This window comes from Aeromonas sp. 604176 (genome assembly GCF_049170755.1).
Taxonomy (GTDB): Bacteria; Pseudomonadota; Gammaproteobacteria; order Enterobacterales; family Aeromonadaceae; genus Aeromonas; species Aeromonas veronii_A.
Map to the genome: position 1 here is coordinate 1 of NZ_JAAKNE010000098.1, position 16,835 is coordinate 16,835.

General features: G+C 55.5%; 19 protein-coding genes. 1 reads left to right on the forward strand and 18 read right to left on the reverse strand.

Annotated features, from left to right (window positions below; translation table 11 throughout):
- Positions 1–67 precede the first annotated feature (67 nt).
- Positions 68–652: a superoxide dismutase [Fe] gene (gene sodB, locus G5358_RS15945; protein WP_005334664.1), complete on the forward strand. Its 585-nt coding sequence runs from the start codon at positions 68–70 to the stop codon at positions 650–652.
- 112 nt (positions 653–764) lie between these two features.
- Here sodB and G5358_RS15950 read toward each other — a convergent pair whose 3' ends face one another.
- The 18 genes from G5358_RS15950 to G5358_RS16035 all read right to left on the reverse strand — a co-directional run bounded on the left by G5358_RS15950 (position 765) and on the right by G5358_RS16035 (position 16,785).
- Entirely contained in the window at positions 765–1,577 is an 813-nt protein-coding gene (locus tag G5358_RS15950) for an MlaA family lipoprotein (RefSeq protein ID WP_216951790.1), read from the reverse strand.
- Between the two features lie 86 nt (positions 1,578–1,663).
- Entirely contained in the window at positions 1,664–2,932 is a 1,269-nt protein-coding gene (gene ccmI / locus G5358_RS15955; RefSeq protein ID WP_216951791.1) for a c-type cytochrome biogenesis protein CcmI, read from the reverse strand.
- Positions 2,929–3,408: a cytochrome c-type biogenesis protein gene (locus G5358_RS15960; RefSeq protein ID WP_216951792.1), complete on the reverse strand. Its 480-nt coding sequence runs from the start codon at positions 3,406–3,408 to the stop codon at positions 2,929–2,931. Before G5358_RS15960 ends, ccmI begins: the two co-directional genes overlap by 4 nt.
- A gap of 11 nt (positions 3,409–3,419) precedes the next feature.
- Positions 3,420–3,950, reverse strand: coding sequence for a DsbE family thiol:disulfide interchange protein (locus tag G5358_RS15965; protein WP_421254390.1), 531 nt, complete (start codon positions 3,948–3,950; stop codon positions 3,420–3,422).
- Complete coding sequence (locus G5358_RS15970; RefSeq protein ID WP_421324452.1) at positions 3,947–5,902, reverse strand: heme lyase CcmF/NrfE family subunit; 1,956 nt, start codon at positions 5,900–5,902, stop codon at positions 3,947–3,949. The genes G5358_RS15965 and G5358_RS15970 overlap by 4 nt, the downstream gene beginning before the upstream one ends.
- A complete protein-coding gene (gene ccmE / locus G5358_RS15975) occupies positions 5,899–6,390 on the reverse strand; it encodes a cytochrome c maturation protein CcmE (protein ID WP_005344003.1) in 492 nt (163 codons plus the stop codon). The genes G5358_RS15970 and ccmE overlap by 4 nt, the downstream gene beginning before the upstream one ends.
- A complete protein-coding gene (gene ccmD, locus G5358_RS15980) occupies positions 6,387–6,593 on the reverse strand; it encodes a heme exporter protein CcmD (RefSeq protein ID WP_216951795.1) in 207 nt (68 codons plus the stop codon). Before ccmD ends, ccmE begins: the two co-directional genes overlap by 4 nt.
- A gap of 2 nt (positions 6,594–6,595) precedes the next feature.
- On the reverse strand, positions 6,596–7,336 hold the full coding sequence (locus G5358_RS15985; protein ID WP_216951796.1) for a heme ABC transporter permease: 741 nt from the start codon (positions 7,334–7,336) through the stop codon (positions 6,596–6,598).
- A gap of 171 nt (positions 7,337–7,507) precedes the next feature.
- The gene (gene ccmB, locus G5358_RS15990) at positions 7,508–8,176 is read right to left on the reverse strand and encodes a heme exporter protein CcmB (RefSeq protein WP_216951797.1); all 669 of its coding nucleotides are present in this window, start codon (positions 8,174–8,176) and stop codon (positions 7,508–7,510) included.
- A gap of 5 nt (positions 8,177–8,181) precedes the next feature.
- Positions 8,182–8,817: a cytochrome c biogenesis heme-transporting ATPase CcmA gene (gene ccmA, locus G5358_RS15995; RefSeq protein WP_216951798.1), complete on the reverse strand. Its 636-nt coding sequence runs from the start codon at positions 8,815–8,817 to the stop codon at positions 8,182–8,184.
- Positions 8,818–9,110: 293 nt separating this feature from the next.
- Entirely contained in the window at positions 9,111–9,488 is a 378-nt protein-coding gene (locus tag G5358_RS16000; RefSeq protein ID WP_005334692.1) for a DUF2802 domain-containing protein, read from the reverse strand.
- A 28-nt stretch (positions 9,489–9,516) separates the two neighbouring features.
- A complete protein-coding gene (locus G5358_RS16005; protein ID WP_005343991.1) occupies positions 9,517–10,005 on the reverse strand; it encodes a chemotaxis protein CheW in 489 nt (162 codons plus the stop codon).
- A gap of 69 nt (positions 10,006–10,074) precedes the next feature.
- On the reverse strand, positions 10,075–10,947 hold the full coding sequence (locus tag G5358_RS16010) for a chemotaxis protein CheW (RefSeq protein ID WP_421311265.1): 873 nt from the start codon (positions 10,945–10,947) through the stop codon (positions 10,075–10,077).
- On the reverse strand, positions 10,944–11,738 hold the full coding sequence (locus G5358_RS16015) for a ParA family protein (RefSeq protein WP_266134059.1): 795 nt from the start codon (positions 11,736–11,738) through the stop codon (positions 10,944–10,946). The genes G5358_RS16010 and G5358_RS16015 overlap by 4 nt, the downstream gene beginning before the upstream one ends.
- Positions 11,739–11,742: 4 nt before the next feature.
- Entirely contained in the window at positions 11,743–12,663 is a 921-nt protein-coding gene (locus G5358_RS16020) for a flagellar motor protein MotB (protein ID WP_421172546.1), read from the reverse strand.
- A 2-nt stretch (positions 12,664–12,665) separates the two neighbouring features.
- On the reverse strand, positions 12,666–13,403 hold the full coding sequence (locus G5358_RS16025; protein WP_227341082.1) for a flagellar motor protein: 738 nt from the start codon (positions 13,401–13,403) through the stop codon (positions 12,666–12,668).
- Between the two features lie 2 nt (positions 13,404–13,405).
- Positions 13,406–14,515, reverse strand: coding sequence for a protein-glutamate methylesterase/protein-glutamine glutaminase (locus tag G5358_RS16030; protein ID WP_421324453.1), 1,110 nt, complete (start codon positions 14,513–14,515; stop codon positions 13,406–13,408).
- 32 nt (positions 14,516–14,547) lie between these two features.
- Positions 14,548–16,785: a chemotaxis protein CheA gene (locus tag G5358_RS16035; protein ID WP_421324455.1), complete on the reverse strand. Its 2,238-nt coding sequence runs from the start codon at positions 16,783–16,785 to the stop codon at positions 14,548–14,550.
- Positions 16,786–16,835: the final 50 nt, after the last annotated feature.

Here is a 16,835-nt window from a genome sequence, read left to right on the forward strand (position 1 = left end):
ATAGAAAAGAGTACGCAATGTCTTGCAACCGTCGCCTTCGCACGGTCCAGCCAATGGAGAGTAGAAAATGGCATTCGAACTTCCCGCTCTGCCCTATGCAATCAACGCTCTGGAACCGCACATCTCCCAGGAAACTCTGGAATATCACCACGGCAAGCACCACAACACCTACGTGGTCAACCTGAACAATCTGGTGCCGGGTACCGAGTTTGAAGGCAAGTCTCTGGAAGAGATCATCAAGACCTCCAACGGCGGCATCTTCAACAACGCCGCCCAGATCTGGAACCACACCTTCTACTGGCACTGCCTCTCCCCGAATGGCGGTGGCGAGCCGACTGGCGCCCTGGCTGATGCTATCAACAAGGCATTCGGCTCCTTCGCCGAGTTCAAAGATGCCTTCACCAAATCAGCCATCGGCAACTTCGGTTCCAGCTGGACTTGGCTGGTGAAAAAAGCTGACGGCTCTCTGGCTATCGTCAACACCTCCAACGCTGGCTGCCCGCTGACTGAAGCCGGTACCACCCCGCTGCTGACCGTTGACCTGTGGGAGCACGCCTACTACATCGACTTCCGCAACCTGCGTCCGAAGTACATGGAAACCTTCTGGGCTCTGGTTAACTGGGAATTCGTGGCCAAGAACTTGGCTGCCTAATCAGCCTCGCTTGCCAAAACGCCCCGCACTGCGGGGCGTTTTTTTATATCTAGATGGCTGCGTAAATGAAAGAGGCGCCCGCAGGCGCCTTTTACATATCGAGATAGCCAGTTTACTGGTCCAGCTCGTCCATGTATTCATCCAGATTGGCATCGTCGGCCTGCTCTTGCTGAGACGCTTTCAGCTCGGTCTGCTTGCCCGTCACCTTGCCCTGGTTATATTGCAGGTAGAAGTCCTTGGTTAGCGCATAGGGGTCGAGGGAGTTGTCGATGATCCGCTCCTGATCGATCAGCTTGGCGCGATTGCCCAAGCCATCCAGAACCCAATGAGTAACCCTTAACGGGATAGTCAGCAAGGCATAGGGGAAGTAGATGGTGTCAATGGTGTCACCAACCAGCTCCCGAGTGGTGGTCGGGCCGTAGACAGGCACCATGATGTAGGCACCATTACCGATATCGGCCCTGCCCAGCACTGTGTCCATCTCCAGCTTGTTGCGCTCGAGACCGGCATGTTTGGCCACATCGAAGATACCCAGCAGACCAACGGTGGTGTTGAGGGTAAAGCGCCCCAGGTTGGTCCCCGCCCCCTTCAAATCACCGGTGATCAGGTGGTTCACCATGCTGCTCGGTTCATCAAAGTTGGCAACAAAGTTGGCAATGCCATCCTTCACCCCCACCGGAATATAGCGAGCGTAAGCATGTACCACAGGACGTGCTACATAGGGCTCCAGCACATCATAATTGACCGCCCACATGGCACGGTTTGCTCCCTGGAAGGGATCACGCGGGTCGGCCGCCGTACTGGTGGCGCCCGGACGATTCATACCGGGATTGAGATCCAGACTCTCTGGGCCAGGCTTGGGCGGGCCACCGGCACAACCAGCCAGCAAGAGGGCTGCCAGTATGGCCCCTGAACGAAGATACATATGATTGTCCTGACGTTTTATTTTGATTTATCAGAAGTATAGATAACCCGGCCCCTATCAAGGAGCCGGGTTATTCAAAGGACATATTAGAGGGCGTGATCGATACGGATGTCAATCGGAGCAGTAGGGGTCTCGGCCGTCTTGACCGGCACGGATACCCCTTCGAAGGCTCCTTCCTTGTTCATCACATTGCCACCGCGGGAGAGACGTGCCTTGAACTGCAGTTCTGGATACGCTTCCAGCTTGCTGCCCTCCATCATGGCGTCACCATCCCCCAGTGAAAGGGTGACAGGCAGGGTTGGCCCAGCGATACGTTTCACCGCGATGGGCATGGGTGGTCCGTTGGGCACCACGGCAAAGACGAAGAGGTGAGCATCTTCCGGCATCTGGATGCCCGCAGCCAGCGTGATGTGGATGGGGAACTCTCCCTCATTAACGTCAGACTGCTTTACCTGCTCTGTTCCCGTTTTGGCTGCGCCTGAATTCGTCACCTCTATGCCACGCTGCTTGAGCTGCGTGCGGGCATACTCCATGGAGCGCTCAACCATCACATAACGGGGAGAGCCTTTTTCCATCAAGGGCAACATCGCCTGCCAGCGAGACAGCGCGGTCTGGAAGTCCTCTTTCTGCAGCGCCATAAAGGCATAGACGGAGCGCGCCTCGATATTATCAGGCTCCTGCGCGATGGCTGCACGCAGCAGTGCATCGGCCTGCACCTCCTCCCCCGTCATCATCAGCGCTTGGGCATAGGGCACCGCCACCAGCGATTTCTGGGGAGCAAGCTTGTAGGCACGCGACAGCGCATCGTTGGCCATCTCGGGATCATTGCCATCCAGCGCCAAGCGTCCCAGCAGCAACCAGCCGCGGTAGTCGTTCGGTTCATCCTTGAGGCGGGTACGCAGTGCCAGCGTGAAGTCCAGCAGATCCTGCTCGGTTACCTGGGCATCCCGCTCCACCAGAATGCGGTTGCTGAGCTCGCCAAGACGGCTGCTGGCATCTTGCCAGCGACTCACCTCTTGCCAGGAGCCCAACTTGTAGTAGAGCCCCAGACTCACCACCAACAGCACCAGCACACCCGGGATCCAGATCAGACTCTTGCCACTGCGGGCAGTCTGCTCCACATCCGGGATATCATCCAAGAGGCTTCGTTGCAGCTCGACCAGCGAGTCGGACTCCTCAGCCAGGACACCCTGCTCGCGCTCTTCGCCAATCTCCAGCAGCCGCTGGCGATAGAGCTGTTTGTTGAGCGCCGAGCGACTGATGCTCTGGTTTCCCTCACTGCGCCACAACGGTAACACCAGAGCCAGACTCACCAGCACCAGCAGGGCCGCAATCACAATCCAAAAGGCGGTCATTGTTTCTCTTCCTCTTTGAGCAGCTCGGCCAGGCGACGCTGCTCTTCATCGCTCAGGGTGCTTTCCACAGGCTCTGACGTTGCCGCAGAGCGTCGGCTACGTATTACCACCACGCCGATGCCGATAACGATCACTAACAGCGGGCCAAGCCAGAGGATCAGGGTCGATGCCATCAAGGGCGGGTTATAGAGGATAAAGTTGCCGTAGCGGGCTACCATGTAATCCACGATCTCCTCTTTATCCTTACCCTCGCGCACCATCTGGTAGGTCTTGTCACGCAAGTCCTTGGCCAGCCCCGCATTGGAATCGGCGATATCCTGGTTCTGGCACTTGGGGCAGCGCAGCTCTTTGGTCAGTTCGCGAAAGACCTGCTCCTGATTGTCGTTGTCGAAGGTGTAGACATCGATAGCAGCCATGACCGGCGTTTGTGCCACCCATCCCAGCAACAGCAGCAGGGAAGCAATAAATACTCTCATCAGGACTCCCCTCACTTCATGGCATCAAAGATGGGTTTGAGGGTCGACGCCCAGTTCTCGGGGTTGATGTCCCCCACGTGGCGATAACGGATGATCCCCTTGCTGTCGATAAAGAAGGTCTCCGGCGCGCCATATACCCCGAGATCCAGCCCCAGCATGCCGTCCGGATCATAGAGGTTGACCTGATAGGGGTTGCCCAGCTCCGCCAGCCATTTGATCGCCTTGTCGCGCTCATCCTTGTAGTTCATGCCGATGATGGGAATGCCCTGCCCCGCCAGCTGTTTGAGGTAGGTGTGCTCGCCATAGCAGGTGGGACACCAGGTAGCCCAGACGTTGAGCAACATGGGCCGGCCGGTCAGGATGGTGCGATCGTGCTGTTTGTTCAGATCGTAAATGTCCTGCAGGGTAAACACCGGTACCTCCTTGCCCACCATCACAGATTCGAGCTTGGTGGGATCGGAGTAGAGCCCCTTGAACAGGAACACAGCCCCCAGCAAAAAGACGATAAAGGGAATTAAAAACAACCAGACCTTTTTGTTCATGCCTTGGCTTCCTCCTCACGACGGCCGAAACGGTAACGCTTGTCGAGCATCGCCAGCACGCCACCGATAGCCATAAAGACGCCGCCGAACCAGATCCAGCGCACGAAAGGCTTGTAGTAGATCCTCACTGCCCAGGCATTGTTGTCTAGCTGCTCGCCAAGGGCCGCATAAAGATCTCGCGTGAAACCGGCATCGATGGCCGCTTCGGTCATCGGCATCCGGGTCACTGTGTACATCCGCTTCTCGGGCTTGAGCAGGGCGACCTGCTTGCCATTTTGGTGCACTTCCAGCACGCCCTTGAAGCCATCGTAGTTGGGGCCGTTCTTCTCTTTGATCCCGGCAAAAACGAACTCGTAATCGGCAAAGTGCACCCGATCACCCGCCTGCATCCGCAGATCCTTCTCGATGCTGTAGTTCTGGGTGCAGGCGATACCTATGATGCTGACTGCCAGCCCCACATGGCCAAGGATCATAGCCCAGTGACTGTTGCCAAGCTTGCGCACACCGACCGCAAAGCTGTGCTTGTGGGTCGCGCGCACCCAGGTCTCCTGCAGGCTGGTAACGATGACCCAGGCCCCAAGACCAATCCCCACCGCAGCCCACGGCTTGAAGGTTTCGGCAAAGATCAGCGGCAACAGCAGGGCTGCTGCCAGGCTCAGCACCAGCGCAAGAATCACCTTGCCCTTGAGCTCGCCAAGCTCCTGGCGGCGCCAGCGAAACAGCGGACCAACCCCCAGCAGCAGGGCAAACGGAATGATCAGCCAACTGTAGATATGGTTGAAGAAGGGAGTACCGATAGAGATGCTCCCCAGCCCCAGCTCCTTGTGCACCAGCGGCAGCAAGGTGCCGAGCAGCACAGTCAGCAGGCCAGCCACCAGCATGATGTTGTTGCAAAGCAGCAGGGTTTCGCGACTCCACAGCTCATGCTTGCCGTGGCTTTTCACCTGCGAACCTTTAAAGGCAAACAGCAGCAAGGATGAACCGATCACCGCCAGCAGGAAGCCGAGAATAAACAGGCCGCGGGTCGGGTCGGAGGCAAACGCATGCACCGACACCAGCACGCCGGAGCGCACTAGGAAGGTACCGAGCAGGCTCAGCGAGAAGGCCGAAAGGGCCAGCAGCACGGTCCACGCCTTGAAGGTGGCGCGCTTCTCGCTCACCGCCAGCGAATGCAGCAGAGCGGTACCCGCCAACCAGGGCATGAAGGAGGCATTTTCTACCGGATCCCAGAACCACCAGCCGCCCCAACCGAGCTCGTAGTAGGCCCACCAGGAGCCCAGCACTATGCCGAGGGTCAGGAATACCCAGGCCGCCATGGTCCAGGGGCGCGACCAGCGGGCCCAGGTTGCATCAAGACGACCGGTCATCAATGAGGCTATGGCGAAGGCAAATGCCACCGAGAATCCTACATAACCCATGTAGAGCATCGGCGGATGGAAGATCAGACCCGGATCCTGCAGCAGCGGATTGAGGTCACGGCCATCGACCGGAAAATAGGGCAAGGTGCGGGTGAAGGGATCAGAGGTGAACAGCACGAACGCGGTGAAACCGACCGAGATCAGCCCCAACACGCCGAGCACCCGCGCCACCGCATCGAGCGGCAGACGGCGGCTGAACATGGCTACCGCCGCAGTCCAGCCACCTAGGGTCAGTACCCACAGCAGCAGGGAACCTTCGTGGGCCCCCCACACCGCCGAGATACGATAGGCGAGCGGCAGCAGGCTGTTGGAGTTAGTGGCCACATACAGCACGGTAAAGTCGTTATCGATAAAGGCCCAGGTCAGGCAGAGAAACGACAGCAGCAGCAACAAAAACTGGGCATAGGCGAGCGGACGAGCCGCCGACATCATGCCAAGACGCCCCCGACTTGCGCCAAGCAGCGGATAGCTACCCAGCAACAGGGAGGTGGCAAAGGCCAGGATCAGCGCAAACTGTCCTAATTCCGGGATCATGGCTTATTCCCCTTCAACTGCGCATCGGTGTATTCAGGTTTGAAGTGCATGCCACTGGTGGCATCGGCCACTTCTGGCGGCATGTAGTTTTCATCGTGTTTGGCCAGTACCTCGAACGCTTCGACCGTGGTGGCATCCTTGAGAGTTCCTTGCGCCACAATCCCCTGCCCCTCGCGGAACAGATCCGGCAGGATGCCATCAAATTGCACCATCACCTGATGACCACCATTGTCGATCAGGTTGAAGCTAACCTTGAGGCTGTTCGGATCGCGCTTGACAGTGCCGGGGACCACCAGACCACCAATGCGCAGGCGCTGCCCCTCTTCCGGTTTGATCTTGTCCGGCCCCTTCCCTTCCACCAGCTCGCTCGGGGTATAGAAGAGGTCGATATTCTGACTGAGGGCGTAAAGCACCAGGCCGCTCACGGTGGCGAGGCCCAGGGTGATGGCCAGAATGATGGTGAGGCGTTTTTTGCGTCTCGGGTTCATAGGGTGTTCTCCATCTGCCGGGCCGCCTTGCGACGGCTCTCGCGTGCCTGCTTGCTGCGTAACTCATTAAACAGACGACGGGTTTTCATGCGGGTAGAAATGATGATACCGACCAGACAGAGCAGGGTCAGACCGAAGGAGAGCCAGACGTAGAAGGCGTAACCGCCCATCGCCAAAAAGTCACTGAATGAGGCAAAGTGCATGCTTACTTCTCCTGTTCGGCAATCTCTTGAACCCAGGGACGATGCCACTCCCGCATCAAGAGCTCGTTTCGAAAACGCATCAGGGTAAGGGCCCCGAGAAAGGCAACAAACGCCAAGATCATGATGAGCAGTGGCCAAAGCATCTCGGGAGAGATGGAGGGTTTGTCAAACTTGGTGATAGTGGCCCCCTGGTGCAAGGTGTTCCACCACTCCACCGAGTAGTGAATGATGGGGAGGTTGATCACCCCCACCAGTGCCAGAATGCCGGCAGCACGGCCAGCAACCACCTTGTCACTGAAGGCGTTGTAGAGGGCAATCACGCCGAGATAGAGAAACAGCAGGATCAGCTCAGAGGTGAGCCGTGCATCCCACACCCACCAGGTTCCCCACATGGGCTTGCCCCAGGCGGCACCGGTAAACAGTGCAATAAAAGTGAACACAGCGCCGACAGGTGCGATAGCCGCCACCGTCATGTCCGCCATCCGCAGTTGCCATACCAGCCCGATAAAGGCGGCAACTGCCATGGTGGAGTAGGCCCCCATCGAAAGAATGGCGGAAGGAACATGGATATAGATGATCCGGAAGGAGTCACCCTGCTGATAATCGGCGGGTGCAAAAGCCAGTCCCCAGACAGTGCCGATGATGAACGATAGCAGACTTATCACAGCAAACCAGGGCAACAGGGTCCCAGCCAGCCGATAGGCCCGTTCGGGTTTAGCGTAAGGGTGCAACCATTTCCACATAACTCACAAACCTTTTTGTTATTAATTGTTTGGCGAGGCCTAACATACTGACCTCGGGATAACATCAAATACCTCGAAAGCAATAAGCGGCAATCCGCTTGATCCATCGCAACTTTATTTCTGGAAAAGAATGCCCCATGCGAAACCATGTTGCGTTCTACCAATAGATCATCAGTTAAGACTGACCCTCAATGCGGCCGAAACGGCCAACGGCGTCAGCGTCAGGGCACCAACCAGCATGGCGGCCAGAATGGCAAGCTGTCCGCCATAGGGCAAGCCCATCCCCGCCGCATCAATTGCAGAGGTGGCAAAAATCAGTACCGGAATATAGAGCGGCAGGATAAGCAGACTGAGCAGCACTCCGCCCTTGCGCAACCCGACCGTCAGGGCAACCCCGACTGCACCGAGCAGGCTCAGCACCGGTGTGCCGAGAGCCAGAGTGGCGACTACCGCCAGATAACTGTTCATATCCAGCGATAGCAAAATTGCCAGCAAGGGCGAAATCAGCAGCAGCGGCAATCCAGTCAGTAACCAGTGAGCAATCACTTTGGCCAGCGCCAGCAACCCGAGTGAATGGGGCATCAACATGATCTGCTCCAACGAACCGTCGCCAAAGTCGTCGCGAAACAGTCGCTCCAGCGACAGCATGGCCGCCAGCAAGGCTGCCACCCAGATGATGCCGGGAGCAATGCGAGCCAACAACTTGGGCTCAGGGCCGATACCGAGTGGGAACAGGGTGATGACAATAAGGAAAAACCAGAGCGGGTTAAGAATATCTGCACGCTGGCGCAGGGCCATCAATAACTCGCGGTGGATCAAATACATGACGGCACGCAACATCGAAACTACTCCTGCAGCAAGGGCGTAAGCGAGAGTGTTTTCAGTCGACCCTGCATCAGCGTCATATCCTGATGAGTGGTGAGGATCACCATCCCCCCCCGCTCGGCATGAGCCAGAAACAACCTCTCCAGCACCTTGACCCCCTGCTTATCAATGGCGGTAAAAGGCTCATCCAGGATCCAGAGAGCCGGTTTGTCACTGAGCCAGAGCCTGGCCAGAGCCACCCGACGCTGTTGACCTGCCGAGAGCTGTCCGGTCGGGTTCTCTTCAAAACCGGCCAACCCAACCTGGGCAAGCACCTGCCACAAATCCACTGTCTGCCGGGATACATGATGCAGCTTCTGGTAAAAGGCGAGATTTTCGAGCGGAGTCAAGGCAGCTTTGACCCCGGGCTGATGACCGAGATAGAGCAGATTGGCATGGTACTCATCACGGCAATGGCGAATATTTTCACCATTCCAGCACACTTCACCGGAAAACGGCTGAGACAGGCCAGTCAGCAGACGCAGCAGGCTGGTCTTGCCAACCCCGTTGGGACCTTCAATTTGCACCAGATCACCGGGAACTACCGCAAAGGAGAGATGTTCAAACAGAGTGCGATCTTCACGCACGCAGCTCAGATTGTTAACTTGAAGCAGCATGGAGATTTTTTCAGAGAAAATGAAGCGGCTTGCATCTTAACACAGTATTGGAATACGTCTTTTCCAAGATGCCCTTCATCCACTGTTTTTGTGGAGAAGATCGCGCACAAGGAAAAATAGGCGTGGAAAATGATGACAATCAAAGGCATCCAAATAGATCAAACTGGAAACCTCATAACAAACCAGTATTAGCAAATAACTATTCTTCTCGATCACTGTACATGGCGCTCCATGAAAGAGCGCCATACATGCAACAGAAAAAATTCAGGAAGGCAAGTTGCCTTCCTGAATCATCAAGAGCGGCCTTTTCGCAACGATATCAAGAGCTCGGCTTCTGCCTTTGGCAACTCACACTCACTCATGACCTCATCAAGGTCGGCGCCCAGTTCGACCATCTTGGCCGCTCGACTGTAAAGCCGTCGCTCGGGATCCTGCATGGTCAATTCTTGCTGGCGTTCATTGACCTGCTGCATCGCCCCTTCTACCGACTGTAACCGCTGTCCCATGCCGATGGCGCCGGTATGAAGCTCCATCATCTGCTTGCGCAAGCTTTCCAACTGACCTTGCAGCGTTGCCACACTAGCCTCGGACTCCTGCTTGCTACGCTTGCTCTTGAACCAGATATAAGAGGCAAACGCCAAGGCAATCAGGGACATCCCCAAGGCAACCATCTCGATTATCAAAACATCACCTTACTTATCAGAGGGAACCGATATCTTCCCACTCTTCATCGGAGAGCAGCTTGTTCAAGTCAACCAGGATCAGCAGTTGCCCATCGCGGTTGCTCACCCCCTGAATAAACTTGGCGCTCTCTTCGGTACCTACAGCTGGAGCAGCATCGATTTCGGAAGATTTCAGATATACCACTTCTGCCACGCTGTCGACCATGATGCCAATCACCTGCTTCTCGGCCTCGATGATAACAATACGGGAATTTTCGCTCACATCACCGGAAGGCAGACCGAAACGGGAACGGGTATCGATGACAGTCACCACATTGCCACGCAGGTTGATGATCCCCAGTACGTACTCAGGCGCCCCCGGCACCGGTGCAATTTCGGTGTAGCGCAACACCTCCTGAACCTGCATCACATTGATGCCGTAGGTTTCGTTTTCCAGCTGGAAGGTTACCCATTGCAGCACTTCATCTTCGGCCAGATTCTGTGCGATATTGCGCTTTTCTGTCATGTTTTTATTCCTTTTATGAAAACGTCTACTGCTAAAACTAGCAATAAAACAGCTCGATTGCAGAAGTTATCAGCGACCTTCTATGTTAACCCCACGCTCCAGCAACAAGAGCAGTTCACGAACGTGTAACAGGGCACACATTTTTTCTTTGACCATGCCCGCCAACCAAGGGCGCTTGCCCTCCTGATGGCGCCATTTAACCTGGTCACGGTGTAACAATTCAGTCCCTTTGAGATGATGACAAGCCAGCCCCCAAGGGGATTCACCCAGCATAATCAGATACTTGTAATCATCCATCTCGAGATGCTGACCCGGCATGACCCACTGGGCGGTATCGACCACATTCATCTTCTGCTCGCGGGAGGTCATGATCCCCTTGTACCAGCCCGGCTGGCCAAACAGGGAGGTGATCTCGCCCAGCTGGTGAATACCACCAAGCTCGGTCAACGGCACCGCAAACGTCACGCCCGCGACTTCAAAAAAGAGGGCCTGAAACTCTTTACCGGTATCGATATTCTCCCAAGTGACAGGTTCAGTTGCTTCTACCGGAGCAACCTCCAACGCAGTTTCAGTCAAGATGGTGGTGTGGGGCTCTGCAACTTCGGGCAGCAGCACCTCCTCAGGCCATTCAGGCTCAACCGGCAACAATGACTCCTCGGCCACAATCTCCAATGGGGCCGTCAGTGTCACCTCCTGAGTGAAGGCATCATTTTCAAACTGAACTTGTCCCACCTGAGCCAATAGCTCACCGAGCTGGGCAAGCCGTGGATCGCTTTCCAAATAAGGTGCAGCGACCACCTCGGGGACACTCTGGGGCTGACGTTGCAACTGTAAAACAGGGGCGGATTGAACGTCTTCCACCTCATCCATGACCAGCGGCTCATCGAGCAGCAGGGAGTGGAAATAGTCATCCATTGCCCGTACTTGAATGGTATCTCTCATGCCGTCACCTCATGAACCCGTTGCCGTTCAAGGGCATCAAGATGGTTGAGCAGCGTCTCATAGGCATAGGTACCACGACTCCCGGGGGAATAAATGGATGGAGGGATGTGCAACAAGCTGGCATCCCGAAACTTGGTATCAATAGGGATCACCGCATTCCACACCGATTCACCATATTGATCCTTGATCGATTTCAAGGTCATCAGTGAGGCCCGGGTACGCTTGTCGAACATAGTCGGGATCACGGTATAACGGAACTTGTCACGCTTGGAACGCTGCATGATCTCGAATGTCTTCATCATCCGCTCCAACCCTTTGAGAGCGAGAAACTCGGTCTGAACCGGCACAAGAATACGATCGCAGGCAGCCAGCGCATTGACCATCATCACCCCAAGCACAGGCGGGCAGTCGATCAGCACATAATCATATTGATCCTGAATGCGCAGCAGCGCCCGCTTCAGCACCAGCCCCATTCCCTCACGATTTCCCATTACCCGATCAAGAGTCGCCAGGGTAATAGATGCGGGTAGTAAATTGATATTCTCGAACTTGGTCTTAAGCGTCAGTTTATTGACAAGCTCGGCTGTCGGTTTGACAGCTTGAAACAACTCATAGAGGGTTCCATCCAGACGATCTGAATCAAAATCAAGATATGCAGTCAGCGAGGCGTGAGGGTCGGTGTCAATCAACAGCACTCGCTGACCACGCTGGGCCAGGATCCCGGCAAGCGAGACCACTGTGGTGGTTTTACCCACACCACCTTTCTGGTTGGCAACCGTCCAAACAATCACTGTATCAATCCTGCCTTGTTGTTATACGTATGCCGCCACCGGGCAAAGAGATAACCTTTATCTCTCCAGCATCCACCGCCTGCTGCACCGCAGGAACCGGCTCGGCAACCACCGGGGGCTTTACCGACACAGGAGCTGGCGGCACCCAGGCGAATTTGGAGATTGCGACCACAACCTTGCGATTTTGCAGCCGGCCTTGCTCGGTGCTGTTATCGGCAAAAGGGGAAAACTCGCCATATGCCTCAAATGCCAGACGCTGGGGTGCGATGCCATCAGCAATCAAGCCATTGAGCACCGCTTCGGCCCTCGCAGCAGAAAGCGCCCAATTAGAACGATAAATTTCATTATTTATCTGTTGGTTATCTGTATATCCCCGAACCCTTACATAGTTATCGACCGGTTTGAGAATACTTGAAAGAGTATTGATTACCGGTGCAGCATTCGGTCCCATAAAGGCGCTACCACTGCCAAACAGCAGACCTGAACTGAGTTCCACAGTCAGCCAGTTCTCGTCTTGCGTCATTTTGACTATCCCGGCATCCACCAGTGACCCCATGCTCTCTTGCAACTGCATATCAAGTTTGGCAAGTGTCGTGCCATCTTGCAGCACAGGGACACCAGAAATGGGGGCAAGTGAAGGAGAGGGGGACGTTGCGCTTTCCAGCAACGAGGGGGAGGCAGAAACAGCATTCTCCAACAGTGAATTGCCCTGCCCCTCCAGCAGACCATCACTGCGAGACTGCATGACACTGAACGCCTGACTCATGCCATCTATCACCGCACGATATTTGTCCTTGTTCACCAGCGCAACAGAGTAGAGCACCACAAACAGAGCAAATATCAGCGTCATGTAATCGGCATAGGAGACCAGCCAGCGGTCAAGGTGTTCACGCCCCTGCAAGTGCAAACGATAGCGCTTGCGCATGGCTACTCTCCTTTCAAATAGGCCCTGAGCCGACGTTCAACCTGTAAACCATTCTCACCATGGGCAATGGCTAACAGCCCTTCCAGGGTCATCTCCTGAAACAGTGCATAGTGATAGTGAAACGCTCGCAACCGGTTGGCTATCGGTAGATAGATCAGGTTGGCAAACCCGACACCATAGATGGTTGCCACAAATGCCACTGCGATGCCAGCCCCCAGAGCAGATGGCTCTTCAAGATGAAACATGGCCTGGATAAGGCCCAAGACAGCGCCGATAATCCCGATAGTCGGACTATATCCCCCCATGGCTTCGAACACCCGGGCCGCATGTTCATTACGCTCCTGCTCGATATCGATATCGGCTTCGAGCAACATGCGAATATCCTCCGTGGAGACACCATCGACAATCATGTTCAACCCTTGGCGGGTAAAATGGTCCTCCTCCTGCTCAGCCTGATTTTCGAGGGCCAGCAGCCCCTGCTGGCGTGCAAAGGCAGCCCAGGATTGTAGCCGTTCAGCCTGGGCAGAGAGATCCTGCCGTGGCGGATTGAAAATCCATAGACACTGGCGCAATGCCAGCAAAACAAACTTGGCAGGGGTCTGCAATGTAACGGCACCAACTGTACCGCCAAGAACAATGAGAAAAGCAGGCCCGTCCAACAACGTCAACAGGGAGCCACCATGCCACAGCTGGGCAATAGCAATAGCCCCCAGTGCGAGGAGCAGACCGAGCAAGCCCATGATTAGCGCCCCAACTCAACCAGAATACGCTGGGCCACCTTGTCCAGAGGAAGTGATTCACTGGCAATACCTGCCTTTGCAACCGCTTGAGGCATGCCATATACCACGCAGGAAGCCTCATCCTGAGCCCAGATTGTAGAGCCCTGCTCTTTCAGCAGTCTGGCACCATCACGGCCATCAGCCCCCATACCGGTTAGCACAATCGCCAATACCTTGTCGGCATAGGTCTTGGCCGCAGAGGCAAAGGTAATGTCCACGCAAGGCTTGTAATTTACCTTGTCGTTGCCATCAACGATGCGAATACGGGCGCCTGCACCACGACCCTCCAACAGCATCTGCTTGCCACCGGGAGCCAGGTAGGCATGGCCCGGTTTGAGGACGTCTCCATCCTCGGCCTCCTTGACACCTATCTGGCATAATCCGTTCAGACGGGCAGCAAAAGCTGCGGTGAAGGTGGCTGGCATATGCTGGATAAGCAAGATTGGGTGAGGAAAATCCCCCGGCAACTTGGTCAGCACATTTTGCAAGGCTACCGGGCCGCCGGTAGAAGTCCCGATCGCCACCAACTGATAACTCTTGCCACTTCGCTTGAATGAGGCACTTGGTACAGTGCGTTGCAGCTCAGACTGACGCTCAGGAGCTCTGGCGGCTGTGCTACCTAGCGGACGAATCGGTTCAGATGCTTTGGGGCGAGCAGCGGATGTCATCAGGAAGCGCTTGCGGGAAATCTCCTTCACCCGTTGTTGCAACAGTCTGACCGCCTCGTCCTTGTCTCTGGCAATGTCTTCAAATTTTTTGGGCAAGAAGTCAAGAGCACCGGCGTCCAGAGCATCCAGCGTTGCCTTGGCGCCTTCATGAGTCAGTGAGGAGAACATCAGAATGGGAGTTGGGCACTTGGCCATTATCTCCCTCACTGCACTGATACCATCCATCACGGGCATCTCGATGTCCATGGTGATCACATCAGGGCGCAGCGACATGGCCTTGTCCACCGCCTCACGTCCATTCTGGGCCGTATCAATCACCGTCAGCATGGGATCCTGATTGATGATCTCGCTCACCCGACGGCGAAAGAAGCTCGAATCGTCGACAACTAATACCTTGACTGCCATTGTTGTTTTTCTAACTCCTTGGGCCTGAGCGATTAATGTCTACGCGCATATGCTTTGAGCAGACTCGGCACATCCAGAATAAGGGCAATTCCACCATCACTGGTAATGGTCGCCCCGGCCATGCCAGGGGTGCCTTGCAGCAGATTATCGAGCGGCTTGATCACCACCTCTTCTTGACCAATCAGGCTGTCGACCACAAACCCGATTTGCTGAGTGCCAATCTGCACGATCACCACATGCCCGGTATCCTGACGTGAGCGCTTGTTGGTACCACGGATCAACCACTTGTGTAGATAAAAGAGGGGAATCGCCTTATCACGCACAATGATGGTGAGCTGACCATCGACCATATTGGCCTTCTTCAGATCCAGATGGAAAATCTCGTTCACACAACCAAGGGGAAGCGCGAAGGTCTGCTCACCCACTTCAACCATCAGGGTCGGCAGAATGGCTAGCGTCAACGGAACCTTGATTTCGAGACGGGTGCCTTTACCCCAGGTAGAATCGATGTGCACTGACCCATTGAGGCTGACAATACTGGTTTTGACCACATCCATTCCGACACCACGGCCAGAGATATCGGAGATCTCGGACTTGGTCGAAAATCCGGGGGCAAAGATCAGGTTATAGGCATCGTTATCACTCATGCGCGCGGCAGTATCTGCATCCAGCACACCGCGGCTGATCGCAATAGACTTGAGTTTTTCCGGGTCCATCCCGGCGCCATCATCCTCAATGCAAAGCAGGATATGATCGCCTTGCTGGGAGGCGCTAAGGGTGATCGTCCCTTGCCGCGGCTTGCCCGCTTTCTCTCGCACATCCGGCATTTCGACCCCGTGATCGCAGGAGTTGCGAACAAGGTGAACAAGAGGATCGGCGAGCGCCTCCACCAGGTTTTTGTCGAGGTCGGTCTCTTCCCCAACCATCACCAGCTCAATCTCTTTTTTGAGGGTTCTGGCCAGATCACGTACCACGCGCGGGAAACGACCAAATACCTTCTTGATTGGCTGCATGCGGGTTTTCATCACCGCACCTTGCAGGTCAGCCGTTACCACATCCAGATTGGCAACCGCCTTTGACATCTCTTCATCATTACTGGCAATACCCAGACTCACCAGCCGGTTACGAACCAGTACCAACTCACCTACCATGTTCATAATGACATCAAGGGTCTTGGTATCCACCCGCACCGTCGTATCGCTTTGCACTGCACTGTTTTCGGCAGGAGCTGGCGTAGCCTTGGCGGCAGGCGCTGATGCCTTGGCTGCTTCGGCAGGTTTTGCGGGGTCAGCCTGTGCAGGTTTGGCTACAGGTGTTGTCGGTTTGGGCGCAGTCACCGCGGCAGGTGCGGCAGGTGCGGCAGGTGCGGCAGGTGCGGCAGGTGCGGCAGGTGCGGCAGGTGCGGCAGGTGCGGCAGGTGCGGCAGGTGCCATACTACTCTGAGGACCTTGGCCACGACCATGCAATTCATCAAGCAGGCGTTCAAACTCATCATCATCGATAAGCTCGTCCACCTCTTTTTGCACCGACTTCAGAGGATTCACCTCTGGCGCCCCCATGTGCTGTCCCTGACCATGGAGTTGATCCAGCAAGGCCTCAAACTCATCATCGGTTATATCGCCAGATTCGCCAGCAACAGTCGCTCCTGCCGCACTCTTGGTTGGTGTGCCCCCCACGCCATGCAGCTCATCCAGCAGACGCTCGAATTCATCAGCTGAAATCTCGTCTATGGATCCGCCCCCGTTAACAGGAGCAGGATCGCTGGCCTGGTTTATCGGTTCAACAACCTCGGGGTCGGAGACAACCTCAACAACAGGAGTGACAGCCTCCTGCTCAATGGCAATAGCGCCACTTGTCGCGGTTCGGAGTTGCTCTTCTCCTTCAGGCTTGCACAACTCGTGGAGGTCATGGAGCAGATCATCAGACGCAGGACTTGGCGCTTCACGGTTTTGTACTTGGGCGAACATGACGTTTATGGCGTCCAGCGCTTGCAGGATCACGTCCATCAGTTCGGCAGTCACGGTTCGCTTGCCATTACGCAAGATATCAAATACGTTTTCAGCGCCGTGGCATACGTCAACCAACTCCCCCAAAGACAGGAAACCGGCACCACCTTTTACGGTATGGAAACCGCGAAAGATGGCATTTAACAGATTCTTGTCATCAGGCCGCTTTTCCAAGTCGACCAGTTGCTCAGACAACTGTTCCAATATTTCGGATGCTTCGACCAGAAAGTCTTGCAGTATGTCTTCATCAACTTCGAAGGCCATGCGTCACTCCATTAGAATCCCAAGCTAGACAGCAGATCGTCCACATCATC